The sequence below is a fragment of the Pedobacter sp. R20-19 genome (assembly GCF_000708265.2).
In the GTDB taxonomy this organism is placed as follows: Bacteria; Bacteroidota; Bacteroidia; order Sphingobacteriales; family Sphingobacteriaceae; genus Pedobacter.
On record NZ_JCKI01000004.1, the window covers coordinates 107,025 to 132,478 of the forward strand.

The 25,454-nt window shown below is 36.4% G+C and carries 21 protein-coding genes; 8 read left to right on the plus strand and 13 right to left on the minus strand.

Annotated elements, in window-relative coordinates; all coding sequences use genetic code 11:
* The first annotated feature begins 59 nt into the window (after nt 1-59).
* Nucleotides 60-743: a pseudouridine synthase gene (locus AN34_RS10770; protein WP_029285214.1), complete on the plus strand. Its 684-nt coding sequence runs from the start codon at nt 60-62 to the stop codon at nt 741-743.
* Between the two features lie 39 nt (nt 744-782).
* Complete coding sequence (locus AN34_RS10775; RefSeq protein WP_029285216.1) at nt 783-1,517, plus strand: hypothetical protein; 735 nt, start codon at nt 783-785, stop codon at nt 1,515-1,517.
* 20 nt (nt 1,518-1,537) lie between these two features.
* On the opposite strand, the gene AN34_RS10780 is transcribed toward AN34_RS10775, so the two are convergent.
* From AN34_RS10780 to AN34_RS10790, 3 genes are all read right to left on the minus strand, one after another.
* Nucleotides 1,538-2,911: an MATE family efflux transporter gene (locus AN34_RS10780; protein WP_029285218.1), complete on the minus strand. Its 1,374-nt coding sequence runs from the start codon at nt 2,909-2,911 to the stop codon at nt 1,538-1,540.
* A gap of 434 nt (nt 2,912-3,345) precedes the next feature.
* Nucleotides 3,346-3,981 carry a helix-turn-helix domain-containing protein gene (locus AN34_RS10785; RefSeq protein WP_029285220.1) on the minus strand — a complete coding sequence of 212 codons (636 nt, stop codon included), beginning with the start codon at nt 3,979-3,981 and terminating at the stop codon, nt 3,346-3,348.
* Between the two features lie 8 nt (nt 3,982-3,989).
* Nucleotides 3,990-4,475 (minus strand): DUF4442 domain-containing protein, encoded by a 486-nt coding sequence (locus tag AN34_RS10790; protein WP_029285222.1) that lies wholly within the window; start codon nt 4,473-4,475, stop codon nt 3,990-3,992.
* A gap of 425 nt (nt 4,476-4,900) precedes the next feature.
* On the opposite strand from AN34_RS10790, the gene AN34_RS10795 reads away from it, so the two are divergent.
* The 3 genes from AN34_RS10795 (at nt 4,901) to hemF (ending at nt 7,488) form a co-directional block, all read left to right on the plus strand.
* On the plus strand, nt 4,901-5,113 hold the full coding sequence (locus tag AN34_RS10795; protein ID WP_029285224.1) for a hypothetical protein: 213 nt from the start codon (nt 4,901-4,903) through the stop codon (nt 5,111-5,113).
* 100 nt (nt 5,114-5,213) lie between these two features.
* Nucleotides 5,214-6,446 (plus strand): MFS transporter, encoded by a 1,233-nt coding sequence (locus AN34_RS10800; protein WP_029285226.1) that lies wholly within the window; start codon nt 5,214-5,216, stop codon nt 6,444-6,446.
* A 145-nt stretch (nt 6,447-6,591) separates the two neighbouring features.
* Complete coding sequence (hemF, locus tag AN34_RS10805; RefSeq protein WP_029285228.1) at nt 6,592-7,488, plus strand: oxygen-dependent coproporphyrinogen oxidase; 897 nt, start codon at nt 6,592-6,594, stop codon at nt 7,486-7,488.
* Here the strand turns inward: hemF and AN34_RS10810 are convergent.
* From AN34_RS10810 to gyrA, 6 genes are all read right to left on the minus strand, one after another.
* Complete coding sequence (locus tag AN34_RS10810; RefSeq protein ID WP_029285230.1) at nt 7,485-8,183, minus strand: endonuclease V; 699 nt, start codon at nt 8,181-8,183, stop codon at nt 7,485-7,487. The two genes, hemF and AN34_RS10810, sit on opposite strands and share 4 nt — an antisense overlap.
* Before the next feature lie 175 nt (nt 8,184-8,358).
* Nucleotides 8,359-8,796: a hypothetical protein gene (locus AN34_RS10815; RefSeq protein ID WP_029285232.1), complete on the minus strand. Its 438-nt coding sequence runs from the start codon at nt 8,794-8,796 to the stop codon at nt 8,359-8,361.
* Nucleotides 8,797-9,295: 499 nt separating this feature from the next.
* The gene (locus tag AN34_RS10820; RefSeq protein WP_029285235.1) at nt 9,296-9,673 is read right to left on the minus strand and encodes a carboxypeptidase-like regulatory domain-containing protein; all 378 of its coding nucleotides are present in this window, start codon (nt 9,671-9,673) and stop codon (nt 9,296-9,298) included.
* Nucleotides 9,674-10,160: 487 nt separating this feature from the next.
* A complete protein-coding gene (locus AN34_RS10825) occupies nt 10,161-11,306 on the minus strand; it encodes a lipopolysaccharide assembly protein LapB (RefSeq protein ID WP_029285236.1) in 1,146 nt (381 codons plus the stop codon).
* 107 nt (nt 11,307-11,413) lie between these two features.
* A complete protein-coding gene (locus tag AN34_RS10830; protein ID WP_029285238.1) occupies nt 11,414-12,499 on the minus strand; it encodes a lipopolysaccharide assembly protein LapB in 1,086 nt (361 codons plus the stop codon).
* Between the two features lie 32 nt (nt 12,500-12,531).
* Complete coding sequence (gene gyrA / locus AN34_RS10835; protein WP_029285241.1) at nt 12,532-15,126, minus strand: DNA gyrase subunit A; 2,595 nt, start codon at nt 15,124-15,126, stop codon at nt 12,532-12,534.
* A gap of 328 nt (nt 15,127-15,454) precedes the next feature.
* On the opposite strand from gyrA, the gene AN34_RS10840 reads away from it, so the two are divergent.
* Nucleotides 15,455-16,666 (plus strand): tetracycline resistance MFS efflux pump, encoded by a 1,212-nt coding sequence (locus AN34_RS10840; RefSeq protein WP_029285243.1) that lies wholly within the window; start codon nt 15,455-15,457, stop codon nt 16,664-16,666.
* Between the two features lie 586 nt (nt 16,667-17,252).
* On the opposite strand, the gene alaS is transcribed toward AN34_RS10840, so the two are convergent.
* Nucleotides 17,253-19,937: an alanine--tRNA ligase gene (gene alaS, locus AN34_RS10845; protein ID WP_029285245.1), complete on the minus strand. Its 2,685-nt coding sequence runs from the start codon at nt 19,935-19,937 to the stop codon at nt 17,253-17,255.
* 116 nt (nt 19,938-20,053) lie between these two features.
* Between alaS and AN34_RS10850 the strand changes: the two genes are divergently transcribed.
* Complete coding sequence (locus tag AN34_RS10850; RefSeq protein WP_029285247.1) at nt 20,054-20,389, plus strand: MerR family transcriptional regulator; 336 nt, start codon at nt 20,054-20,056, stop codon at nt 20,387-20,389.
* Here AN34_RS10850 and AN34_RS10855 read toward each other — a convergent pair.
* A complete protein-coding gene (locus tag AN34_RS10855) occupies nt 20,386-20,838 on the minus strand; it encodes a hypothetical protein (protein WP_029285249.1) in 453 nt (150 codons plus the stop codon). The genes AN34_RS10850 and AN34_RS10855 overlap by 4 nt on opposite strands.
* A gap of 300 nt (nt 20,839-21,138) precedes the next feature.
* Here AN34_RS10855 and topB point away from each other — a divergent pair, with 300 nt between their 5' ends.
* Nucleotides 21,139-22,992 carry a DNA topoisomerase III gene (gene topB, locus AN34_RS10860; protein WP_029285251.1) on the plus strand — a complete coding sequence of 618 codons (1,854 nt, stop codon included), beginning with the start codon at nt 21,139-21,141 and terminating at the stop codon, nt 22,990-22,992.
* Here topB and AN34_RS10865 read toward each other — a convergent pair.
* Nucleotides 22,975-23,349 (minus strand): response regulator, encoded by a 375-nt coding sequence (locus AN34_RS10865; RefSeq protein WP_029285253.1) that lies wholly within the window; start codon nt 23,347-23,349, stop codon nt 22,975-22,977. The two genes, topB and AN34_RS10865, sit on opposite strands and share 18 nt — an antisense overlap.
* A 173-nt stretch (nt 23,350-23,522) precedes the next feature.
* Nucleotides 23,523-25,433: an AAA domain-containing protein gene (locus AN34_RS10870; RefSeq protein ID WP_029285255.1), complete on the minus strand. Its 1,911-nt coding sequence runs from the start codon at nt 25,431-25,433 to the stop codon at nt 23,523-23,525.
* Nucleotides 25,434-25,454 lie beyond the last annotated feature (21 nt).

Genomic DNA, 25,454 nt, shown 5'->3' on the forward strand with positions numbered 1-25,454 from the left:
AGAATATAATTCACCTAAGCATTGAGTTATAAGTCCCTGATGATTATCTTCGCCAAAATATGCTGGAGATCATTTACGAAGACGATTATTTAATTGCGATTAACAAGCCACATGGTTTACTGGTACATCAATCATCAATTGCCAGAGATGCTACAGAATTTGCTTTACAGCTGCTTCGTGATCAGGTAGGCAAGCACGTTAGCCCGGTGCATCGGTTAGATCGGAAAACCAGTGGGATATTACTCTTCGCTTTCGACAAAGACACTGAAATTGCTATGCATCAGCAATTTATGAATACACAGACTATTAAAAAATATCTGGCTATTTTGAGGGGCTTTACTCCAGATGCGATGGACATTGATTATCCCCTTGCAAAGGAAAATGGAACCATGCAAGAGGCTTATACGTCTTTTAAAACCTTGCAACATACTGAAATAGCTATTCCTTTCGGAAAACACTCTACTTCAAGGTATTCTTTAGTGGAAGCTACACCTAAAACCGGTAGGATGCATCAATTAAGGAGGCACTTCAGTCATATTTTACACCCTATTATTGGTGATCGCACGCATGGATGCAATAAGCAAAACAAATTCTTTTTAGAGCAGTGGAATATGTCTACCATGCTTCTTCACGCTTCAGAATTAAGTTTCACTCATCCGGTAACTGCTGCACCAGTTCACCTACAAGCAAACCTTCATGATGAATTCAAACGAGTAATGAACTTTATGAATATTAAAATTTAACACAATTTTTGCTTGAAAAATCTGTTTATTAAAACATCTATGATTAAATACCTACGTTTCACCATTCCAGTTCTGGCACTTTTTGCCTCAAGTTGTTCTTCTGTGTATATGCCGAATGTACCAAATACGCCAATGTTGAGTAAGCAGGGTGAATTTAGCGGTGGCGGACATATCTCTTTAAAAGGAAATGCCAGTATCAATGGTGCTTATGCTGTGTCAAATCATATTGGTGTACTTTTTAGCGGCTCAACAATGAATAGTGATCGCCGAAGTAAAGATTTTGGCCATAAATTAATTGAAATTGGTGGTGGTTATTATGATACTTTTGGGCCAGACAATAACAGGATCATTGAAATTTACGGTGGTGTAGGAAAGGGCTGGAGTGACATTACCTATCGGGATTATAAAAATGATGAACTCATCAGCAGTCAGCTTCAGGAAGTAGATTATAGAAAATCTTTCTTACAGGTAAATTATAGCTCCAAGAAGAAAAACAATCTTCGTTTATTCGGAACAGACTTTCCAATTAATTATGGTACAGCGTTGCGAATTAGTCATGTAAAAATGGATCGCTTTTTTCTGAATGGCGTAGTACAGCCCAAAGAAGATAATATTTTCTTTGAGCCGATTTTTTTCACCAGAATGGCTTTGAGTAAAATTATACAGCTTCAATACACCACCAGTAGTAATATTGGCTTAAAGAATAGAAAATACATGTCTGCCGGAAACTCTATTTTCACTATTGGTGTAGTTGTTAACGTTGGTGGAAAATAATTCAGCTCGCATCTAAATAATTATAATCGATTTTCCACATTCATACTCAAAGCTTTTGTTTTGTTCTGAAATCTCAAAAACAATAGGATAGAAGCCGTTAATAAACCCAATGTTAATCCATACCAGATGCCATTAACCCCCAGGCCAAAGTGAAAACATAGCAAATAACCAACGGGAATGCCCACTACCCAATAAGCTAAGAAGGTAATAAACGTTGGCATGTTCACATCACCTATTCCACGGAGTACACCTAAACCAACTACCTGAGTACCATCAAACAGCTGAAAAAAGCCGGCAATGATCAGCAGTTGCGATGCGATGGCCACTACTTTTAAATCACCTGTATAAATAAAAGGCATCAGGTTATTAGCTAACATAAAGATGATCGCTGTACACGACATGAAAAGTAAAATAACATGATAACTGGCTATTGCCGATTTGCGAAGGTCATTAAAATTATTTTTACCAAAATTATTTCCGGTTTTAATGGTGGCTGCTGAAGCCACACCACTGGCCATCATATAAGTCATTGCGGCCAGGCCAATTGCAATCTGATGTGCAGCCTGCTCAACGGCGCCAATAGTACCTATTAGGATAGCTGCGCCACTAAATGCACTGATTTCGAAGGAATACTGCATCGCCACTGGTGCACCAATTTTAATAATTTTTCCTGCTCTGATTTTATCAATGAGTGTAGCTTTAAAACTAACCAGGTATTTCTTAAAATGCTTTGAGCGCAAAACATAAATTGCCATTACTATGGCCATTAAACTTCTATCAATCAAGGTACTTAAGCCTACACCACTTACGCCCATAGGCTTAATTCCAAACATGCCTTTTACAAAAATAATTCCAAGGGTGATATTCAGCAGGTTACCCCAAATGGACACAAACATTGCCTGTTTGGTAAACCCCAAACCTTCTGCAAATTGCTTAAACGTTTGAAAAACCAATAATGGAATGATAGATGCTGAAAGTAAGCCTAAATAAGGTTTAGCATAGGCTACAACTTCAGGTGTTTGGTCTAAGTGATCAATTATTAACAATACGCCAAAATGTACCAGACAATACAAGCAAATTCCAATGAGGATATTAATAATTAAACTATTGGATAAAAGCTTACCACACTCTTCATGATTTTGCCGACCATTTTCCTGTGCAATTAAAGGCGTTAAACCGTAAGAAATGCCCAATCCAATCACCATGATCAATATAAAAATACTGTTCACCAATGATACGGATGCTAACTGAGTGGTATCTGTAAAGTGCCCCACAATCACACTATCTGCCATATGAACAAGAGTATGACCCACCTGAGAACCTACAATAGGTAAAGCTAAAATTAGATTTTCTTTATAGTATTGTTTGTATTTTAAGTAGATTTTAGAAAACATAGTCCGCAAAGGTCGGGTTTTTAAATTTCAATCAAAGCAGCGAAAATAAATTTTAATTTAGAGAATTCGTCATTGCGAACTGAAGAGTAGGGTTTAGTAGTGAAGCAATTTCTCTGGTAAAATAGATATTGAGCTCTCACCAGGGAGGCTTCATCAGCAGAAAGAGCCACCTAATAATAACGTTAGAAGAATCGTCATTGCGCACTGAAGTGTAGGATTTAGTGATGGAGTGAAGCAATCTCTATAGCAAAAAAGATAGCTTGCACTATACATGTAAAAAGTCTATTCGAAATGAAAATTTAACATTCCTGTATGAGACTGACGAAGTTTCCCGGCCCCGCAATCTCGTCGAAACTTCGTAAGTTAATAGCTCAACTTGCGAAGTCTCCAAGGCTATAAGCGCAGCAGAACTCCAACATTTTCAATGCCCGGAACTAGATTGATTTTACAGCAGTAAAATACTCTTCCTTTTCAGTAGTGTGAATTTTAATCACATTAGTAATAATCAGATCTACAAGAATCTTCTGTGCTTTACGGTAAGAGCAGCGCAGCAATTTACTAAATTCTTTAAGGGTGATTCTTTCTTTGTTATCCAGATATTCAAGAAGTTTCTTTTCATTGTCTGAATAGGAGATGAGCACCCCTTGATCCTTGTGATCATTTTTTAAAACTTCCACAATGATTTTGCTGGCGAGTACACTTTTGTCATCAATCCTAATATAAGCCCACCATTTCTTCTGGTCATCAAGGGCATAATGAGGCTTGGTATCGCTCTCTGGAATATTGACTACCAGTACCAGTTTATCATCAACATAAATTTCTTCAAAAGAGGGCTCAATAGCTGGCTTACAAAACTGATGAGCTGCTGTTAGAATCATGTACTTCTCTTCCTCCTCAGATTTTACACCTTTGATAGTTCCATCATCGGCCACACCAATTAATAGCTTGCCACCTTTATTATTGGTAAAGGCAACGAGGCTCTTAGCAATTTTTTCTGTGTTGGTAATGGTTTTTTTGAAATCAAGCTGAACGCCCTCACCTTTCAAAATTAAACTTTTAATACTCGGCATATCATCTATTAATAAGCAACAGTAGGCACTTCGCCCTGATGCAGGTTACGAATATAAATTTCATTCATTACGGTAGCACAAAGTTCACCCTTTTTATTGGTGATTTCCATAGGGTAAGCCTTCACAAATTTGCCAACTGTTTTTAAAGCCTCCTCAGCTTCGGCAACCATTTCATTGGTAAGTTTTATCTTAAAGTAAAGGTGAGCGTGGCCTGGTTTTAAATATTGTATGGATGCACTTTTTAACCAAACCCTGATTTTAAATCCCTTACGTTGCATCAGCTGATCAAATAATAAGGCATAAAAAGGGTCTGTAGCAGCATAGATGGTTCCTCCGAAAATAGATCCATTATAGTTTTTGTTCAAAAAACTTTTACTTATCTTGACACTACAACTTTTAAAATCATCATCAAATTTCTGAACCCAAATGCGCTGAAAAAACAATGGGGGATAGAAGCGCATTACCCATTTTAGGGTGTTTTGAGAAATTATCATACATCACTAATATCAGAAACATCTGCCACTTTTGAAAGTTTTAAGATGATGTTTTGGTCATATTTTAATGATATCATTTTATTGAACAGCAAGTAAGATCACATTAAACTAAAGTAAGCATGTGATTGAAAATAAACATTGAAAGAAACCTGTCTAAAACACAGCATTTTATCAGATTTGTATTATTATAAAAAAGATTTTATTGCCTGAAAGATAATTTTTAGAGTAACAATTTTGTTTAAAATGCGCTATTGATCAAAAAAATTTAACGATAGTGTATGTTTTACACTTGAAAATATGCATTTTATTAATATTTAAATATCTTAAAAACAAATACTTACAAAACATCAATCACCTTTTGAATCAAAAAAATAAAACCAAATGGTAACATAGTTGTTAGAGATTACAGATAACAATAAAAAACTATGAAAAAAATAATCTTAAGTCTTGCTTTTGCTGGTACGATCATGATTGCCACTTCAGCATGCAATTCATCTAAAAATATGGCTGGTTCTTCAGACAGTACTAAGATGGATTCGACCACAACTACTCCAATGGATACAACAAAAACAACCACTCCAATGGATACTTCTAAAACAACACCACCGGATACAACGACAAAAACACCTCCAATGTAGGAGATATAAAAGCCATCCCAAACGGATGGCTTTTATTTTTAATATCTATTTTTTTTATTTGGGCGAATTTGTACTTTCAGCAATTAAACCAAATAGCTGAATGGATTCCCAAATCAAATCAAACAACCGAAACGTTATCTTCCTGGTTATAGTAGCCGCCCTAGGTTACTTTGTAGATATCTATGATCTCGTATTATTTTCAGTAGTCAGACTAAAAAGCTTTTCAGATATTGGTGTTTCACCAGAACATATGCGGACCGATGGCGAGTATGTAATTAATATGCAGATGTTTGGTTTGCTTCTTGGTGGATTGTTGTGGGGGATTATTGGAGATAAATTTGGCCGGATTAAGGTTTTGTTCGGTTCCATCTTAATGTATTCTCTAGCCAACATTGCAAACGGTTTTGCTACTGATGTGCATACCTATGCCATGATTAGATTTGTTGCCGGTATTGGTTTAGCAGGTGAACTGGGCGCAGGGATTACCTTGGTTACCGAAACCATGGATAAAGAAAAGCGTGGGTATGGAACCATGGTAGTTGCCGGAATCGGACTATTAGGTGCTGCTGCCGCTGCTACCATTGGTAAGCACTTTACCTGGCAAACTTCTTATTTTGTGGGTGGCGGTATGGGATTATTGCTGTTGCTTCTGCGTGTTGGAACATTTGAATCAGGCATGTTTAAGCATGCTGAACAATCTACAAATGTTTCAAAAGGAAATTTTTTCATGTTATTTTCAGATCGGAAAAGGTTCCTGAAATACCTTGCCTGTATTTGTTTAGGTTTACCACTGTGGTTTATTGTCGGCATTCTGGTTACGCAATCGCCAGAAATCGGAAAAGCATTAGGTGCTAAAGAAGTATTGAATGCCGGCACAGGTATTATGTATACTTATTTTGGAATTGCAATAGGCGATGTAGTTTGTGGGTTTCTGGCACAGATTCTCAGGTCTCGCAAAAAAACAGTATTAATCTTTCAAAGCTTATCTGTCGTTGCTGTTATTTTCTACCTCACGAGTAATAACCTAACTGAAAGCAGTTTCATTCTAATTTGTTTGGTTATGGGTTTTGCAGTTGGCTACTGGGCTACATTTGTAACCATTGCCGCTGAGCAGTTTGGCACCAATATCCGCTCTACCGTAACTACAACTGCCCCTAATTTTGTTCGTGGTGCTTTGATACCCATTACATTGATGTTTGAATTCTTTGTTCATCAATACAATATTGTTACCGCAGGATTTATTGTGATGGGAATTGTTACCATTGTAGCGATGATTTCGGTAGTATCACTTAAAGAAAGTTTTAACAAAGATTTGAATTACTTAGAGGAATAGAAATCCCTTGCAAAGTAAAAAGTACCTTAAAAATATTTATGTAATTGTATCATAGTCCATCTATGTCAATAAAATGTACTATCTAAAGATAAATCAGCATCAGAGCCTGAATAGCTTTAAATTTGCATTAAAGGTAAATATGATCATGATGTTTAAAGAAGAGGTTGCAGCGCGTTACAGGCAGATTCAGGATGAAATTTGCAAGGGATTAGAGATTGCCGATGGCAAGGGAAAGTTTGAAGAGGAATTGTGGGAGAGAAATGGTGGGGGAGGCGGTCGCACCCGAATTATGCAAAATGGCTCCATCATTGAGAAAGGTGGTGTAAATTTTTCGGCGGTTCATGGAAAATTACCTGAGCCCATAAAAAAGGCTTTTAAAGTAACGGAAGATGATTTTTTTGCCACCGGAGTTTCCATTGTAATTCACCCTAATCATCCGCTGGTTCCAATTATTCATATGAATATCCGTTATTTTGAACTGAATGAAGAAACACGTTGGTTTGGCGGTGGAATAGATTTAACACCTCATTACGTATTTGAAAATGATGCGAGGTTTTTCCATCATAAATTGAAAAATGCATGTGATGAATTTAACCCTGAATTTTATCCTAAATTTAAAGAACAGGCAGACAATTACTTTTTTATCAAGCATCGGGAAGAAACACGAGGCATTGGTGGCATTTTTTACGATAGACTGAAACCAGATAATACCAATTTATCATGGGAAGGAATTTTAGATTTTTCTGCCAATATTGGTGAGACTTTTCTGCCCATCTATACCGAATTACTGGAACGAAACCGCGATAAAGAATTTACTGATATTCAAAAAGAATGGCAGTATCAACGCAGAAGCAGATATGTAGAATTTAACCTGGTATATGATTCAGGAACTAAATTTGGTTTAGAAACCAATGGCAGAATTGAGTCTATATTAATGAGTTTACCTCCACAAGCAAATTGGGGATACAATGTTCAACCAGAAATTGGCTCTGAAGAGTATCAAACATTACAGCTGCTAAAAAAGGGAATCAACTGGATTTAAAATAAGGTTAAAGGCTGTGTTTTGATATGAAATCCAGCCTTTAATTTACCTGTTCTAAAATCATTTACTAGATCATGAATCAACCGGGTTGGTTCAGGTATTCGGTAATTTCCAACACATTTTTTAATTACGGCTAAAGCCTGTTCAGAAGTAATTAAATGTCCGGCTGAAATATAAACAGGTTTATTATTGTCTTTAGTTCTTAAAGCATAACCCAATATTTCGCCATGACTTTTAATTTCGGCAGTGCTAAATTTAGATTTTTCCGGAAGGTGGTTGTCGCCATATAAGATACTTTTGGCACAACCAATAGTGGGTTGATGAGTAAGTACACCAAAATGAGATGCAACACCCATTCGCCTGGGATGCAGAATGCCATTCCCATCCAATACAACAACATCAGGTTTTACCGGAATCAAATCCCATACTTTTAAAAGCGCAGGCACTTCTTTAAAACCCAAATATCCAGGTTGATAAGGAAAAGTTGTTTCATACGTTTCGAGTGCATATGATTGAACCATCATCTCGGGGAAACTTAAAATGACTATCCCAGCATACATAGTTGAACTACCTTTATCGAAAGAAATATCAGCACCGGCAATGGTATGAATAGAATCGAGAGGCTTAAAAATAAGTTGTCTGGATAAGGCTATTTGTAAGGCATCAGCTTCAGGAAAGGTAAAATGATCATACATGTTAGCAAAACAAAAAATAAGGAATTTGGTTGGCCCAATATATTAAGAATTCAGATGGAAAGTATGGGAATGATCGCCTTTAGTGATCGGAAGAGATTAATATACTTACGGCTATAAACACCAATGAGCAGCCTTGGATATTAAGACTGCTCATTGATTAAATTAAACGATTGAATTATTCTACCCAGGCAATAGGAACGTAAACAGTTACATAACCATCAGCACCAATCATCTCAGGAGATAAGGTTACGGTGATAGATCCATAACCCGTCCAGTTTCCCTGACCTCTTTCTGCACTAAACTCATAGGTTCCTGCAGGTAAACCATTAATCGTACCTGGTAATTGATAAGGTAAAAATGTTCCGAAAGAAGATGGTCCATTTTCCACATAATAATCATCACCGCTTTCCTGGTTATAAATAGTAAAGCCTGGCGATTCTGTGGATACTGAAGTAGTTACACTGCCATCAAGATTTCTATAACCCAAACGAACATTGTAAGTGGTTACTTTAGCTTTGGTACTGCTAACTGGTTTTGGCACTTCTGGTGTAGCGTATGTTGTTAAGGAAACAACACATAATACAAGCATGCAAATTGAAATGATCTTTTTCATAATAAATGGTTTTAGTATAGTATAAAGATCATAAAATATTTTTAGTAATCTGTTAATTCAGGATTATTAAAGTATTAATTAAAATATTTAAAAGTAGATTTAATACTAAATACAGTATGGTGACTGAATAGACAAATATGGTGTCGAGAATAAGATGGATTACTTTAAATTGTAAATTGTAACGATATAAAATAAGTTACTTTTATGGAAAACTGTAATTCATAGGATTAGAAAAACCATAGTTTTAAAAAATAAATATTAACCAAACTAATATAATATTATGGCACTTAAAACAGGACCGAAATGGATCGCTAAATCAACTGGAAAACCAGACCAACGTCAACGAGATAATAAAGGTATCCCTGGTAATACACCTAATCTTAAACCGCCTGTTCCTAGAAAAGGAAAATAGTGATTTATACACAAAAAAAAAGCTTCCTAATTTTTTTTGAGCCAGCTTTTAGAGGGTTTTATTAATTTACTGGAAACTATGGATAATTTAGTTTATAGTTCTTTCATTAGATTCTTTTAATACAAAATCTACAACTAGAGAATCACCCTTTACCAAGTTAAGCGATTTGGTTGATGAAGGCAAATAGCCAATGTAAGAAGCACGTAAAACAAATTTTCCTGGTTTCAGTTCTAATCTGTACTGCCCATTCCGATCGGTTCGTGTCAAAAATATAGTATCAGTAGATTTTATAGCCACACTTGGTAAAGTTCGGTTGTTCCTTTGTGTATCATACACAGTTCCAGTAATCACTACTATATCGCTTTTGGTTTTAAATAAAGAATGACTATAGGTGCCTTGACGGTTTATCGAACAGCCAACTAAACCAATGTATATTATTTTTATAAACAAAAATTCTTTTTTCATAATTATTTTATTTAAATGCTTAACAACCTGATGGAGTTCCTTTACCTACCTGAGGTGTTCCAGTTCTATCCGTACCATACTGCTCAGCAACTATAGTATCGAGAATTCTATAAAAACAATTTTTTTTTAAACTAATGGTTCATCTTGTAAACAAGGTAGCTCATAAGAATGGAAAAAAGTAATTTATCATCCTTGTCACTTTACTCTATTATTTTTCTTTAAGAACTCTTTAACTCCAAATTAAGAAATAATAAATGTAGCGAAATCCACAAGTAAATAATGTACAAGCTAAAAAAGTAATTATGGAAATCTCAACTTTGAGAGATAATTGCGTCTGTTATCACAATTTGTTTTAAACACTACAATTTTTCTTTAAATTTAAAAATGGTAATTCGTTTCTATTACAATCAATATTTATGTCTCATAATTAATATTATGTTAAGTTGGCGTCCATGAAACCTCACTCCTTATTGAATTTTGATCTTATTTACAACTCCTGAAGTTTACGATTTAGTTCCTGTACTTTGTCAGTTTCTTTTTTACGAGAATAGATATCAAGTAATAACTGAACAGTTTTTTTATCGTTCGGATTAATTTCATTTGCCCGTTGCAAAGCAAGTTGTGCCCGGTTAATTAATGAATTATATTTAGATGCTTTTTCCGGATCAGCCTTTTGTAAAGTTTCATTTGCTGTATTGATGTAAGCCAGACTTAATTGATACAAAGCATCAAAGTAATTTTGATCTGTAGCCAAAGCTTTATCGTAAGCCAGAATTGCGGTTGAATTGTTTCCACCAGCTTGTTGCAGGTATCCATATAAAAAATAAAGCAGTTTGTTTGCTTTTTCTACCTTTAGGTTTCCTTCTATTAAACTGGTTGCTTTTGCATAATTTTCGGTATCTAAAAGCAAATTGATATACTCATTGGTTAGGTTATGATTGAAGGGATTTTTCAACAAACCATCTTCCAATGTTTTAATTGCTGTTTCATTATCATATTTAGCGCTATACAACTGAGCAAGTTTTTGAAACATGGATGCATTGCGAATGCCATTATCTTTTGCTCTTTTAAAATAATTAATGGCTTCGTCGTAATTTTGAATATTTAATGCACAAATTGCTGTATTTAAGGCTAATGTGGTATCCGTCGGAAAACTATCGCTTACTTCTTTCAAATCGTCATAAGCTTCTTTAAAATCATTGTTAAAATAAGAAGCATTGCCCCGCTCCTGCTTTTTAATCAAAATATTGTGATTTGACGCTTTAATCAGGCCAGAGTTATCTTCATATTTATCTAAACCTCTGGCTTGTTTAATTGCTGTATTTGCAGCTTCATAAAATTTATCAGCATTAGCAGGATCTGTATCAATAATGGATGCGTAAGAAGTCAGGTAAGATTTTAGCGACCAGGTTTCTGCCCAGTTTTTTGTTTTATTATCCTTTTCAGCAGATTCTATAGCTTTTAAACCCTCCGTAATAATGGCTAACTGCTTTTTCTCATCTTCCTTATTCGCAATAGAGGCTTGAAGTTTTCCAACCGAATTACGGGCAATTAAAATCTGACTTTTCTGAGCGAAGGTATGTAGTGATGTCAAAACTAAAAGTGCTATTAATAGCTTAAAACCATTTTGCATAGTAAATCTAAATATAATGGGTATAAAAAATGCTGATCCTGTAAAAATAAACAAAAAAAAAGAGTCCTGATCAAATCAGGACTCTTTTTTAAATTTTAGCTTTTTAACTATTGTTTTGGTAAGGCATCTAATTTTGCCTTTATGTCATTGTAGTTTTTAGTATCGTTTCTAAACGCATAAATGGTTTTCAACGTTTCTAAGGCACCAGCATTTTTTGGATCAATTTCTAAAGCTTTTTTATAAAATGGTAATGATTTATCCAATAAGCCATTCATTCTTACTGTTACCTCATTAAATTCTTTTACTTTTTTTGGATCGATTTTATTACGATCTGCCTGAAGTTTTAAAGCCTGAGAGAAATAAATATTTCCTAACAATACCTGGTAACTTGGATTGGTAGGCTCTTTTGTTGCTAATGTATTTAACATTTTCTCAGATTTTGCTACGTCACCTCTATCAATGTAGATTTGAGTTTCTGTTTTAATTAAATCTGCGTTATCAGGGTATTTCGCTACAGCTTCAGCAATTAGTGCTAATGCTGCTGTAGTATCCTTTTGCTTTCTTAAAGTTACATCAACCAATTCATTATATAAATCTTTAGACTGCGGAGAATTTAAAGAAATTACCTTTTTAAACTGCTGAATCATGCCTGGATAATCCTCTACATTTCTGGCAGCAATACCCGCATTTAAATACATAGAAGTATCACTCGGATTCATTACTGTGGCTTGTACAAATTTAGTATAAGCAGTTTTGTAGTCTTTTTTATTGTAAGCCAACACACCTGCGTTTCTAACTGCATTTGAAATATTGGTTTCAGCCAATGTAATGTTTTCTTTTTCAGCACCTTTGGTATCTAGTTTTTTAGCTTCTACCAATGCATCCTGGGCAACTTTTAAATTTGCATCAGCGTTAGCTACATTTACGGTATCCATAATTGCTGCAGAAGAAGCAAATAATGCACGGTATGTCCATGCTTCAGGCATTACTTTAGATTTCTCGTCAGCAATTGCTTTATCGGTGTGGGCTAAACCAGCCTTAATAGATTCTAGTTTTTTATCTAAAGGTGTTGCGCCTTGAGTGGTTAACTGAAAAATTCCCCATGCTTTTTTAGCTTCGTTAACCTCACTTTTCTGAGCATATGTTGCGCTTACCGCTCCTGCTAAAATTATACCTAGAAATACTCTTTTCATAATTTTTATTCTAATTTTTATTTTAGTTTAATTTATTCTTCCGTTTCGTTATCAGCATCACCTTCTTCCTCCTCTTCTTCAGTTTCTTCAGCTTCAGCGGTTGGATCAGCTTCTATTTCTTCGCCATCAACTACCAATACACTATCTAAATCAACTGTTTCTTCTTCATCCTCCTCGTGATCAATCTTCGTAACCGATGCAATCTCATCATCACCCTTCAGCGAGATTAAACGTACTCCTTGTGTAGCACGTCCCATTACTCTTAATGCTGAAACAGGAATTCTGATTACAATACCTGAACGGTTAATGATCATCAGATCTTCGCTATCTGTAACGTCTTTAATGGATACTAATTGCCCGGTTTTCTCAGTTACATTGATAGTTTTTACACCTTTACCGCCACGATTAGTTACGCGATAATCTTCAATGTCCGTACGTTTACCGTATCCTTTTTCTGATACTACTAACACCGTAACCTCCGGATTGTTTACAGCAATCATGCCAACAACTTCATCTTTATCATGAGCAAGTCTCACACCACGCACTCCAGTTGCTGTTCTACCCATCGGGCGAACCGTACTTTCGTTGAAGCGAATTGCTCTGCCAGAACGTAATGCCATTACAATTTCGCTCTGACCGTTAGTTAAACAAGCTTCTAGTAATACGTCGCCTTCATTGATATTGATGGCGTTAATACCATTTACACGCGGACGTGAATAAGCTTCAAGAGAAGTTTTCTTAATGGTACCTTTTTTAGTACACATAATAATAAAATTGTTCTCTAAGTATTCCTGATCTTTCAGGTTCTTAACTTTAATGTAAGCCTTAATTTTCTCATCTTTTGGAATGTTGATGATATTCTGTATTGCCCGTCCTTTACTGGTTCTGGAACCTTCCGGAATTTCATAAACCCTCAGCCAGAAACATCTTCCAGCTTCAGTAAAGAATAACATATAATTGTGGTTGGTGGCCACCAGCATATGTTCAATAAAATCTTCATTTCTGGATGTGCTTCCTTTAGATCCTTTTCCACCTCTACCCTGGGCCCTGAATTCTGTTGCTGGAGTACGTTTCACATAACCTTCATGAGATATGGTAATGACTACCTCTTCATCATCAATGAAATCTTCCATGCTCATATCTTCAGCAGAGTGAACGATAGTTGTTCTACGCTCATCGCCAAATTTCTGTTGAATCTCCGCCAGCTCATCTTTTATGATCTGCATTCGCAAACCTTCATCAGCCAGGATAGATTTCAAATATTCGATGGTTTTCATTAATTCTGCATATTCATCCTTGATTTTATCACGCTCTAGTCCTGTTAAACGACGAAGCGTCATATCCAGAATGGCACGCGCCTGAAGATCGCTTAAACCAAATTGCTCCATCAAGCCTAAACGAGCCTCTTCCGGAGTTTCAGATGCACGGATTAATTTAATTACTTCATCTAAATGATCGAGTGCAATTAAATATCCCTCTAAAATGTGTGCACGTTTTTCAGCCTCTGATAATTCATATTTGGTACGGCGAACAATTACATCGTGTCTGTGGTCTACAAAATGTACAATTAAATCTTTCAGATTTAACATTTGCGGACGACCTTTCACCAATGCAATATTATTTACACTGAACGATGTTTGTAAAGCAGTATACTTATATAGGTTATTTAAAACGATTGAAGCATTGGCATCACGTTTAATTTCGTAAACGATCCGGATACCATCTTTATTTGATTCATCCTTGATGTTTGATATGCCTTCCAGTTTCTTTTCGCCAACCAATTCAGCAGTACGCTCAATCATTTGTGCTTTATTAACCTGGTAAGGGATTTCGGTTACGATAATTACTTCACGGTCTTTAATACTCTCAATTTCAGCTTTGGCACGCATAACAATACGCCCACGGCCTGTTTCAAAAGCTTCTTTTACACCTGTATAGCCATAAATGATACCACCTGTAGGAAAATCAGGAGCTTTTACAAACTTCATTAATTCCTCAATCGTGATATCCCTGTTGTCTATATAACCAACTACGCCATCAATTACTTCAGTTAAATTATGTGGTGCCATGTTAGTGGCCATACCCACTGCAATACCTGATGATCCGTTTACAAGTAAATTAGGAATTTTTGCAGGTAAAACCGTTGGTTCCTGTAAAGTATCATCAAAGTTTAATTGAAAATCTACTGTATCCTTATTGATATCAGCCAGCATTTCTTCTGCAATTTTAGAGAAACGTGCCTCTGTATAACGCATTGCAGCTGGAGAGTCCCCATCGATGTGGCCAAAGTTTCCTTGTCCATCTACCATTGGATAACGTAAACTCCAATCCTGAGCCATACGAACCATGGTGAAATATACAGATGCATCACCATGTGGGTGATACTTACCTAAAACTTCACCAACAATACGGGCAGATTTTTTATGTGGTTTATTACTGGTCACACCCAGATCAAGCATGCCGAATAAAACACGGCGGTGAACCGGTTTCAATCCATCACGTACATCAGGCAAAGCCCTTGATACGATCACCGACATTGAATAGTCAATGTAGGCTGATTTCATCTGCTCCTCTATATTAATCTGGATGATTTTGTCGTTTTGTTGATTTTCTAAATCTTCTGCCATAAGTTATTATTCTCGTTATCAAAAACGATGTTTCAAAAAGCTATTGTTATAACCTTGCGAATTTAGCAAAAATATGCCGAAATAAGGCATTGTGGAAAAGTTTTGACCACAGTTAATGGTTTTTAGATGAAAGATTATTTTGGTGTTCTTACAGTCGTATTTAAATAAGTTTTTATTTTTAATATTAATTCAACATATCCTAATACGCTCATTTAATAACTTATGCTAACAATCTTTATAAATCAAGCCAGCATCTTATTCCTGAATTAAAACAATAACCTTTAAAAGATTAGCTTCAAAATTCTATTTTTGTATATAACCCAAACTTATGGCTAAGCAGAAACAATCTGCGATGATCTTCATCATGATTACGCTCTTGATTGATTGTACTGGTTTCGGAATCATCATTCCGGTTTTACCAAATTTAATAAAAGAATTTACTGGCGGAAGCACCAGTGTGGCTGCAGATTATGGAGGCTATTTAATGGTTGCATTTGCTTTACCCCAGTTCATTTTTTCGCCCATATTAGGTGGTTTGAGTGATCAATATGGTAGGCGACCTATACTGCTTTTTTCTCTATTTGGTCTGGGCATGGATTATCTGCTTCTCTCCTTTGCACCATCAATTTTTTGGTTTTTTATAGGGAGAATTATTGCCGGGATTACCGGCGCTAGTTTTACAACGGGTATGGCTTATATTGCTGATATATCGACACCTGAGAAAAAGGCTCAAAACTTTGGGTTAGTAGGTGCTGCATTTGGTTTAGGTTTTATTTTAGGCTCAGTTGGTGGAGGCTTGCTCAGCAGCTTTGGGTTGCGCTTACCTTTTATGGTTGCAGCCGGCCTCTCATTACTCAACTGGTTATATGGTTATTTTATTTTGCCTGAGTCGCTGGTAAAAGAGAAACGTAGAAATTTTTCATGGAAACGTGCCAATCCAGTCGGCTCGTTTATCAATGCTGCAAAATACCCCGCAATTTTAGGCTTGCTGGCCACCTTATTATTACTTTATATCGCCAGTCATTCTGTTCAATCCAACTGGTCTTATTATGTGATTGAAAAGTTTCAATGGACACCTAAGATGATTGGTTATTCGCTAGCCGTAGTCGGAATTATGGTGGCATTGGTTCAAGGTGGACTGATTCGGGTAGTGATTCCGATAATTGGAAATAGAAAGGCCATTTATACTGGATTAATATTATACGTGATTGGTTTTCTATGCTTTGCATTTGCTAAAAACGGAACAATGATGATGTTGTTTATTATTCCGTATTGCCTGGCGGGTATTGGCGGACCAGCAATGCAAAGCATTATTTCCAATCAGGTTCCAGAAAATGCTCAGGGAGAAATTCAAGGAATTACCACCAGTTTGCAAAGCCTTGCTGCTATTATCGGGCCGTGGTTGGTTAGCCATATCTTTGTTTATTTTATTGAAGATGGAACACCATTATATTTTCCTGGCGCACCCTTTATTTTAAGTGCATCTTTAACACTGATTGGATTGTTTATTGCGATCAAGGCATTAAGGAAATATCATTAATCCTTAATACTCGGCTAGTCATTGCGATGGATTATTTATTTTATAAAAATCAATATAAATGACGTCTTTCTAATTAATTGACCTTTAGCAATTTAGTAAATTACGTCAATCGTAGGCACGAAGCCATCAGCAAACTATGAAAAGGTTGAACCATCAATTACAAAATGACCTCACATCCTTGCTACAATTGCGATTTTATTTTGTCTTCGCCAGACAGGCTCTCTTCTTTGGGCAACCAAAGAAGCAAAGTTGCCGGCTCGCAATTTTTCTGTGGAAGTCAGTAGGTTGGCCTGAACAGTGCCATCCCGAAAAATTGACCATGCCGGTCCAAAAGTAGAACGAAGAAACAGTGGTTAGGGCCTTATTGAATAGGTATAGCGATCGCTTTAAACACTCGCTATCATGTTAAGGGATAATTTATTGCCTAAAAATTAACGTAAGTGATTTTTTTTGTAATTTATTGACATTTAGTTATTTAAGAAATGATACCATTGCTACGAAGCAATCTAATCTCAAGTAACATCACAAATGAAATTGCTTCAATCGATGAAAAACCGATTGAAGCAATGACGGAAAATAAATAAAATTATCCTTGCGGGATGAAACTTTCAGCTTTCTCCAGCACCTTAGCTAAATCGGCAGGGTTTTTACCGCCAGCCGTAGCATAAAAAGGCTGGCCGCCGCCTCCACCCTGAATTTCCTTACCTAGCTCGCGAACGATGTTTGATGCATTCATTCCCTGTCTTACCAGGCCATCAGATAACATTACGGTAATACCTGGTTTACCATCAATCTCCGTGGTAAATACTAAAAAGAGATTATCAACCATATCTTTTAGCGAGAAAGCTAGATTTTTAATGGCATCAGCGCTTTGGAGATCAATGTGTCTGGCAATAAGATTTACCCCATTTATGCCCCTAACATGGTGCACAATTTCATTCTTTAAGTTTCCAACCCGCTCTAAAGTGGTTTTTTCAATTTCTTTTTTCAATCTGGCATTTTCATCCAGTAAAGCCTGAACTGATGCCGAAAGATCTTTTGATCCATTCAGCAGTGCCTTTAAGTGACCCAACTCTCTGCGTTGATCTAAGAAATATTGTTCAGCTTTATCTGCAGTAATGGCCTCAATCCGGCGTACACCCGCTGCAACCGCACTTTCAGAAATAATCTTAAATGAGCCGATTTGACCAGTGGCCTTAACATGCGTTCCGCCACAAAGTTCTTTGGAGAAATGATCATCAAAAGTAATCATTCGAACAAAATCACCATATTTTTCACCAAATAAAGCTGTTACACCACTTTCGATGGCATCTTGATAAGGTACATTTCTTTGTTCTTTCAGCTTAATGTTTGCTCTGATTTTCTGGTTAACAATAACTTCAATTTGGGCCAGCTCTTCTTCAGTTACTTTAGCAAAATGAGAAAAATCGAAACGTAAGTAATCTGCATTCACCAATGAACCTTTCTGGTTAACATGCTGACCTAAAACCTGTTTTAGAGCAGCATGCAACAAGTGTGTCGCAGAGTGATTATCTTCAGTGAGCACACGTTTATCTTCATCTACCACTGCCCAAAATTTTCCTTCCAGGTTATCTGGCAGAATATCTGCAAAATGCACTGTTAATCCGTTTTCTTTCTTGGTATCTGTAATATCTACCCAAAACTGGCGACTGTGATCTTCTAAACGACCAGTGTCTCCAACCTGACCGCCACTTTCGGCGTAAAAAGGTGTCTGGCGTAAAACAATCTGGTATTGCTCCTTCCCTTTTGCTTTAACCTTGCGGTATTTTAAAATCTCCGTTTCAATTTCTAAATCATCATAACCTACAAATTCACTTTGATCATCGGCATTAACAATCACCCAATCACCAGTATCAATGGCTGTGGCAGCACGGCTATCATCTTTTTGTTTCTTTAATGCTTGTTCGTATGCCTTCAAATCAACTGACCAACCTTTTTCACGGGCCATTAATTCTGTTAAATCAATTGGAAAACCAAATGTATCAGATAACAAAAATGCAAAGCTACCAAGAATCATCCTATCCTTTAGCGGCTCTTCTCCTGAAATAGAATCTATTGAAAAACCGTAAGTTTTAGATGAATCAGACTCACTATTAATATAGCTATTAAAAAGATTAATACCTTTTTCTAATGTCCTCAAAAAAGAAACTTCTTCTTCCAAAACCACTTTCTGTACAAAATCCTGTTGTGCAACCAATCCATCAAAAACACCTTTAAATTGATCAGCCAGTAAAGGTACCAGTTGATTCAAAAATGGCTCTTTGAAATTTAAAAAGGTGTAAGCATAACGCACCGCACGACGTAAAATCCGGCGGATGACGTAGCCCGCTTTATTGTTGGAAGGCAACTGACCATCTGCAATGACGAAGGAAATGGCACGAATATGATCTGCCATTACACGCATCGCAATGTCTGTTTTTTCATCAACACCATATGGAATGCCTGATTTCTCCGCAATAAACTGAATCATCGGCTGGAAAACATCCGTATCGTAATTGGAGGTTTTTTCCTGTAATACCCTTACCAATCTTTCAAAACCCATTCCCGTATCAACATGTTTAGCAGGTAAACTTTGCAATGAACCATCTTTTAAACGGTTAAACTGCATAAAAACATTGTTCCAGATTTCGATTACCTGTGGATGATCGGCATTTACTAACGTAGCACCATTAACCAATGCTTTTTCTTCATCCTTACGGCAATCTACATGAATTTCAGAACACGGGCCACAAGGACCTGTTTCACCCATTTCCCAGAAATTATCTTTCTTATTGCCGGGTAAGATATGGCTTTCATCCACGTATTGTTTCCAGAGGTCATAAGCTTCCTGATCTTTTTCCAAACCCTGTTTTTCATCACCTTCAAAATAGGTAACGTATAGTTGATCTTTTGGTATTTTATAAACCTCAGTTAATAATTCCCAGCTCCATTCAATGGCTTCTTTTTTAAAGTAATCACCAAAACTCCAGTTTCCAAGCATTTCAAACATGGTATGGTGATAGGTATCAATCCCTACTTCTTCTAAATCATTGTGTTTGCCTGATACCCGTAAGCAACGCTGTGTGTCGGTAACCCTTGCATATTTAATAGCAGCCTCTCCTAAAAACAAATCCTTAAACTGATTCATACCGGCGTTGGTAAACATTAAAGTAGGGTCGTTTTTTACTACTATTGGTGCCGAAGCCACAACATGATGTTGTTTCTGTTCGAAAAAATTAAGAAATGCCTGTCTTATCTCTTTAGCTGTCATTATTTTAAATATTGAAGGAACAAAATTAAAATTTTATTGCGTTAATCAGGAAAAATCGAGCTACATTTGAATGCTTTAAATAATCGATGTAAAACCCTAACAATCAAGCACAAGTTATGCCGTACAAAGAAAGAGACATTAATAAAATGTATTATACGATGGGCGAAGTGACTGAAATGTTTAATGTAAACGCCTCTCAAATCCGTTTTTACGAGAAGGAATTTGATATCCTCCAGCCCAAAAAAAACAAGAAAGGCAATCGGCTTTTTACTCCTGAAGATATTGAAAACCTTAAAATCATTTTCAATTTAGTGGATGAAAAAGGCTTTACATTAAAAGGCGCTAAAGAGCATTTAAAGAATAATAAATCGGATGTAAAAGAAAATCAAAAGATAATTGATTCTTTAGAAAAACTAAAAGGCTTCCTGGTAAATTTGGCAAAAGAACTTTAACAAGCCACTGCTGGCTTCAACTTTCTTTTGTTTAAATTTTTGGGCAGAATTTTAATAAAGGCTTTCTTGTATCTGGCGAGTATATCCCAAAACCAACGGTTGCCGTCAACACTCCGCTCCCCGCAGTCCACCACTTCAGCACGTTCTAGCAGCTTAACCACTAATTTCTGAATAAATTTAATCTTCACTACACGATTAAATCTTAAACCTATATAATCACAGTATACGTGAACCAAAATTTCTACGATTAAGGAATCATTCGTAATTTTAAGTTCTTCACCATATCTGTCCTTGTAATCATCTTTAATCGTTTTTGCTAAAATTTCAAATCGTGTTGCTACATCATCTTTCAGGAATGCCCAAAGTTCCGCATTACTAAATACTCTTACTAATTTTGGTTCGAAGTGAACCTGAATTTCATGATTAAATAAGTTATACTGTTTTTCCATTCACCATTAAGATTTGAATAAGTAGCAATTGTTACCAACTGATTCGAGTCATATTATCATTTTGACCGAAGAAAAAAAAACTTAAAATAACAAACTGTATTTCTTCATTCTGACTTACTCCGGTTGCAAACTGCTGCGTAAAATACAATAAATACCATCTTACAGTTTAAAAACTTAGCAGAATTTAATGCCGAAAGCAGCAAAATGTTTAATGCTCAATACTTTAACGTGTGAGTAAAAAATTAAGCTTGTCATAAGTTATTTTAGCGATCTTTGAGGTTTGAAAAATAAGCTCCATTCATGAAAATTGTAATTGCAGAAAAGCCTTCTGTTGGTCGTGAACTTGCTAAAGTTTTCGGAGCGACCACCAGAAAAGATGGATACATTGAAGGTAAAGGATATTCTTTTACCTGGGCTTTTGGGCATTTGTTACAATTGGCTCCGCCTCAGGATTATGGCTTTATTGGCTGGAGAAAACAGCATCTACCCATGTTGCCAGCTAAATTTAAACTAGCCATTCGTAAAATAAAAACCAAAGACGGTTTTGTGGAGGATCCTGCGGTAAGGAAACAGTTAGACACGATTAAAAAGCTTTTTGATGAGGCAACAGAAATTATAGTGGCTACGGATGCCGGGCGGGAAGGTGAATTAATTTTCCGCTACATTTATTATTATCTGAAATGCAAAAAGCCTTTTAAAAGACTTTGGATTTCCTCGCAAACTGATGAAGCCATTAAAGATGGTTTTAGAAATTTAAAGCCTGGAACAGATTACGATACGCTTTTTAATTCTGCTCATTGTCGCTCCGAATCAGATTGGCTGGTGGGAATGAATGCTACGCAGGCACTCAGTATTTCGGCAGGAAACAGAACAGTTTTATCATTAGGCAGAGTGCAAACACCTACCCTCGCAATGATTTGTGCCCGTTTCCTGGAAATTAAAAACTTTGTTCCGCAAACTTACTATCAGCTTAGTATTTTGTTGATTAAAGATGAGCAGATTTTTAAGGCCGTTTCTACCACAAACTATAAAGACAAGGAAGAAGCAAAGAAATTATTTGCACTGGTGGAAGATGTAGCCTCTGGATTTCCAAATGGTGGAAACATCACTGCTGTGGAGGCTAAGCCCAGAAAAGAACCGCCACCACTTTTACACGATCTGAGTAGTTTGCAGCAAGAAGCCAACAAAAAGAAAGGTTATACCGCCGATCAGACTTTGGGTATTTTACAAAACTTATATGAAAGCAAGCTGGTTTCTTATCCGCGTACAGGTTCCAGATATATTGGTGATGATGTTTTTGCAGGAGTGCCTGATTTAATTTCAAAATTTATCAACCATCCGGATTTTGGTAAACAAGCTCAATTTTTGCAAACCATCAAACTCAATAAGCGCAGTGTAAACGCTAAAAAGGTAACTGATCACCATGCAGTTTTACCTACGGGTGAAGAAGCTTATGGTTTAAGCAGCGACAGACAAGCCATTTACGATATGGTGGTGGGCAGGATGATTGAAGCTTTCCATCAGGAATGCTTGAAGGAAATTACCAAAATCACCATTCAGTCGGGTTTAACTTTTCTGGCTAACGGAACAGTAATCCGATCAGCAGGATGGCGCTCTGTTTTTAATGAAACTGATGAAGATAAAAAGGATGAAGACAATGCCGCTTTACCTAAGGTTGCAGTTGGAGAGCAATTGCCTATTACCGAAAAGTCACTTTTAGAAAAGCAGACCAAACCAAAAGCGATGTATAATGAGGCATCACTGCTTAAGGCTCTTGAAACCTGTGGTAAAGAAATAGAAGATGAAGAATTGCGTTACGCTATGAAAGACAGTGGATTAGGTACACCAGCTACCCGTGCATCTATCATTGAAACATTGATTACACGTACCTATATCACACGTGAAAAAAGAAATTTAGTTCCAACTACTAAAGGGCTGGCAGTTTATGAAGTCGTTAAAGATAAGCAGATTGCGCAGGCAGAATTAACAGGTCAGTGGGAAAAGCGATTGGAAGAAATCAGATCTGGTTCATCTGTTAAAGACTTTAAATCTGAAATTACAGAATATACTAAAATGATTACCAATGAGCTGCTGATTGCCGGAGCGTCAATTTCTGGAAAACTTGAAGAAAATAAATTAGAAGTTGTTGGCTAAAATATTTCTTAAGGCTTCAGACATGTTTTTATCTTTTTGAATAAAACCAATAGCACCTGCTTCAAGATAGTCCTTTTCTAAAGTGTTTTTGTCATTACCTGAAAACATACAAACTTTAACATTTTGCTGTATGGCTAATATTTCTTCTACCGTATTCGGAGTACTGTCGCCACTTGGCATATTGATATCCAGCAAAAGAAAATCGAAATCTTGTTTATTCAGGAGGTTAAATGTTTCTGACAAATCGGAGGTTTCTGAAATTTCACATGTGGATAGAAATTTCTTAAAAAAACCTTTCATGACGATACGCATCAATTCGCTATCATCTGCAATTAAAATTTTCAAACCTTGATTCATTTAAATACTTATTGGATTCTGTGAAGTCTAAATCACCGAACTCAGACTCAAATCAATCAAAATCAACGATGAATTGTTTCAATTTGAACTTTAAATGAATCGAAATCTAGGATTATCTGTTCAAAAATAATAATTTAATACAAAATAAAAAATAATCTGTAATACAATTCTATCTAGCTATCAATATATTCCCAGGCGCTATGATAAGTATTCAGCTTTTCTGCATAACCAATGAAGTCTCCATAAAATCTGGCCTTCGAAAGCGTAGAACTATCGCCAATTACAACCAATTTTTTTCTAGCTCTGGTCATTGCTACATTCATTCTCCTGGTGTCTGATAGGAAACCGATATTTCCTTCCGAATTGCTTCTGGTTAAGCTGATATAAACTACATCTCGCTCCTGCCCTTGGAAACTATCTATGGTATTGATGGCAATTTTGTTCTGGTACTTGAGGAAAAGATCATCTTCCAGTATTAAGGCCTTTAAAACCTGGACTTGTTGTTTGTAAGGAGAAATAATGGCGATGGTTGGAAAATTCTCTAAAGAAAAATCCATCTGCAACCGGGTTACCAATTGCTGTAAATGTCTGATCAGAAACGCAGCTTCTTCCGGATTAGTAGTGCTTGTACCATCTAATTTTTCATCAAAACTGCAACCGGCAGTATCAATAAAATTGAGTGGTTCATCATCCTTAAAAAGTAATTGTTCAGCCACCGAAGCATGTGCAGTTAATTTATCTTCATAAAAAACCTTTGAAGAATAGCCCATGATATTTTTGTTCATGCGATACTGTTCATTTAAGAGCACAACAGATTCAGGATGAAGGTTTACCAACTTCTCTAACAAAGTATTACTTAATCCTTTTTTTGCTGCTTCTGTAGATTTGATAGTTGGCGGTAACTGAAAATGATCTCCCGCCAAAATTAATTTTTGGGCTTTCAAAATCGGAATCCAACAGGCTGGTTCCAAAGCCTGTCCAGCCTCATCAATCACTACAGTATGGTATTTTAATTGGCGAACAGTATAGTGGTTAGCTCCTACCAATGTTGCCGTAATGACCTGCGCTTTATTAAACAGGTGATCCATAATATACGATTCGGTCTTTTCTATTTCCCTTCCTATTTTATGCGCTTCATCAAAGAGCGCCTTACGCTGATCACGCTCAGCCTTGCCAAAACTGCGCTTATATTTATGCGCCATGTTTTTATATTCATTTGCCTGCTTTTTTAATGCCTTAATCGTTTTCATCTCCTGATGATCTGCCATCTGATGATCTAGCGTAGCTGATACCAATCTTTCTGAAACCCTGGCAGGATTACCAATCCGAATGACGTTTAAACCTTCTATCGCTAATTTTTCAGTCAGTAAATCAACGGCCGTATTGCTTGGCGCCACCACCAGTATCTTTTGATCCTGATGCTTTATTAACGACTTTATTGCCTGAACAATAGTGGTGGTTTTCCCCGTTCCGGGCGGACCATGAATAATAGCCAGGTGATCTGCAGAAACGATTTTACTTACTGCAAGTCGTTGAGATTCATTTAGTCCGTTCGGCAGAATGAATTTTTCAACATGCTGAAAGGAAGGTTTTTCACCAGTGGTGATCACTTTAATCAACTTGTTTTCAGTATCTTCGATAAGATTGGTAGCTTGTTTCAATGCCTGCTGCATTTCATCATAGCTATTATTATCAAACAATAAATCTAAACCAAGCTTACCATCCCTGGCCCAGTCTGGCAGTTCATCTACACGAAGACTTACTTTCATCTTATTGGCACTTTGGTGGGAAATGATCCCTTCCACCCGATCAGTTTTTGGATCATGGTTAGAAAATAATACTACCGACGAACCGAACCGAAACTGATGAGACAAATCCTGATGGGTAGTTCGCTCTAATTCTACCGTTAAATAATCACCTTTACCAATTTCTGTATTGCGAATTGCGATTGGATACCAGGTTAATCCAAGGACTCTCCGATCAGCCGCTGACGTATTTTGTGTGAGCTTTAAATATGACTGTAAATCTTCTTCACGCTCGATATGGAGTAGATCCTGCAGGTTTTTAAAATATTCTTTAGACAATTGAATTTGATTAATCTTAAT

What these genes read in the sequence shown, in the direction of transcription:
- AN34_RS10785 (WP_029285220.1), bottom strand. Translation starts at nt 3,981, where the DNA reads ATGCCGAGTATTAAAAGTTTAATTTTGAAAGGTGAGGGCGTTCAGCTT.
- gyrA (WP_029285241.1), bottom strand. Translation starts at nt 15,126, where the DNA reads ATGGCAGAAGATTTAGAAAATCAACAAAACGACAAAATCATCCAGATT.
- AN34_RS10800 (WP_029285226.1), top strand. Translation starts at nt 5,214, where the DNA reads ATGGATTCCCAAATCAAATCAAACAACCGAAACGTTATCTTCCTGGTT.
- AN34_RS10830 (WP_029285238.1), bottom strand. Translation starts at nt 12,499, where the DNA reads ATGAAAAGAGTATTTCTAGGTATAATTTTAGCAGGAGCGGTAAGCGCA.
- AN34_RS10815 (WP_029285232.1), bottom strand. Translation starts at nt 8,796, where the DNA reads ATGAAAAAGATCATTTCAATTTGCATGCTTGTATTATGTGTTGTTTCC.
- AN34_RS10770 (WP_029285214.1), top strand. Translation starts at nt 60, where the DNA reads ATGCTGGAGATCATTTACGAAGACGATTATTTAATTGCGATTAACAAG.
- AN34_RS10840 (WP_029285243.1), top strand. Translation starts at nt 15,455, where the DNA reads ATGGCTAAGCAGAAACAATCTGCGATGATCTTCATCATGATTACGCTC.
- AN34_RS10780 (WP_029285218.1), bottom strand. Translation starts at nt 2,911, where the DNA reads ATGTTTTCTAAAATCTACTTAAAATACAAACAATACTATAAAGAAAAT.
- AN34_RS10865 (WP_029285253.1), bottom strand. Translation starts at nt 23,349, where the DNA reads ATGAATCAAGGTTTGAAAATTTTAATTGCAGATGATAGCGAATTGATG.
- AN34_RS10855 (WP_029285249.1), bottom strand. Translation starts at nt 20,838, where the DNA reads ATGGAAAAACAGTATAACTTATTTAATCATGAAATTCAGGTTCACTTC.
- AN34_RS10850 (WP_029285247.1), top strand. Translation starts at nt 20,054, where the DNA reads ATGCCGTACAAAGAAAGAGACATTAATAAAATGTATTATACGATGGGC.
- AN34_RS10810 (WP_029285230.1), bottom strand. Translation starts at nt 8,183, where the DNA reads ATGTATGATCATTTTACCTTTCCTGAAGCTGATGCCTTACAAATAGCC.
- hemF (WP_029285228.1), top strand. Translation starts at nt 6,592, where the DNA reads ATGATGTTTAAAGAAGAGGTTGCAGCGCGTTACAGGCAGATTCAGGAT.
- topB (WP_029285251.1), top strand. Translation starts at nt 21,139, where the DNA reads ATGAAAATTGTAATTGCAGAAAAGCCTTCTGTTGGTCGTGAACTTGCT.
- AN34_RS10790 (WP_029285222.1), bottom strand. Translation starts at nt 4,475, where the DNA reads ATGATAATTTCTCAAAACACCCTAAAATGGGTAATGCGCTTCTATCCC.
- alaS (WP_029285245.1), bottom strand. Translation starts at nt 19,937, where the DNA reads ATGACAGCTAAAGAGATAAGACAGGCATTTCTTAATTTTTTCGAACAG.
- AN34_RS10775 (WP_029285216.1), top strand. Translation starts at nt 783, where the DNA reads ATGATTAAATACCTACGTTTCACCATTCCAGTTCTGGCACTTTTTGCC.
- AN34_RS10820 (WP_029285235.1), bottom strand. Translation starts at nt 9,673, where the DNA reads ATGAAAAAAGAATTTTTGTTTATAAAAATAATATACATTGGTTTAGTT.
- AN34_RS10825 (WP_029285236.1), bottom strand. Translation starts at nt 11,306, where the DNA reads ATGCAAAATGGTTTTAAGCTATTAATAGCACTTTTAGTTTTGACATCA.
- AN34_RS10795 (WP_029285224.1), top strand. Translation starts at nt 4,901, where the DNA reads ATGAAAAAAATAATCTTAAGTCTTGCTTTTGCTGGTACGATCATGATT.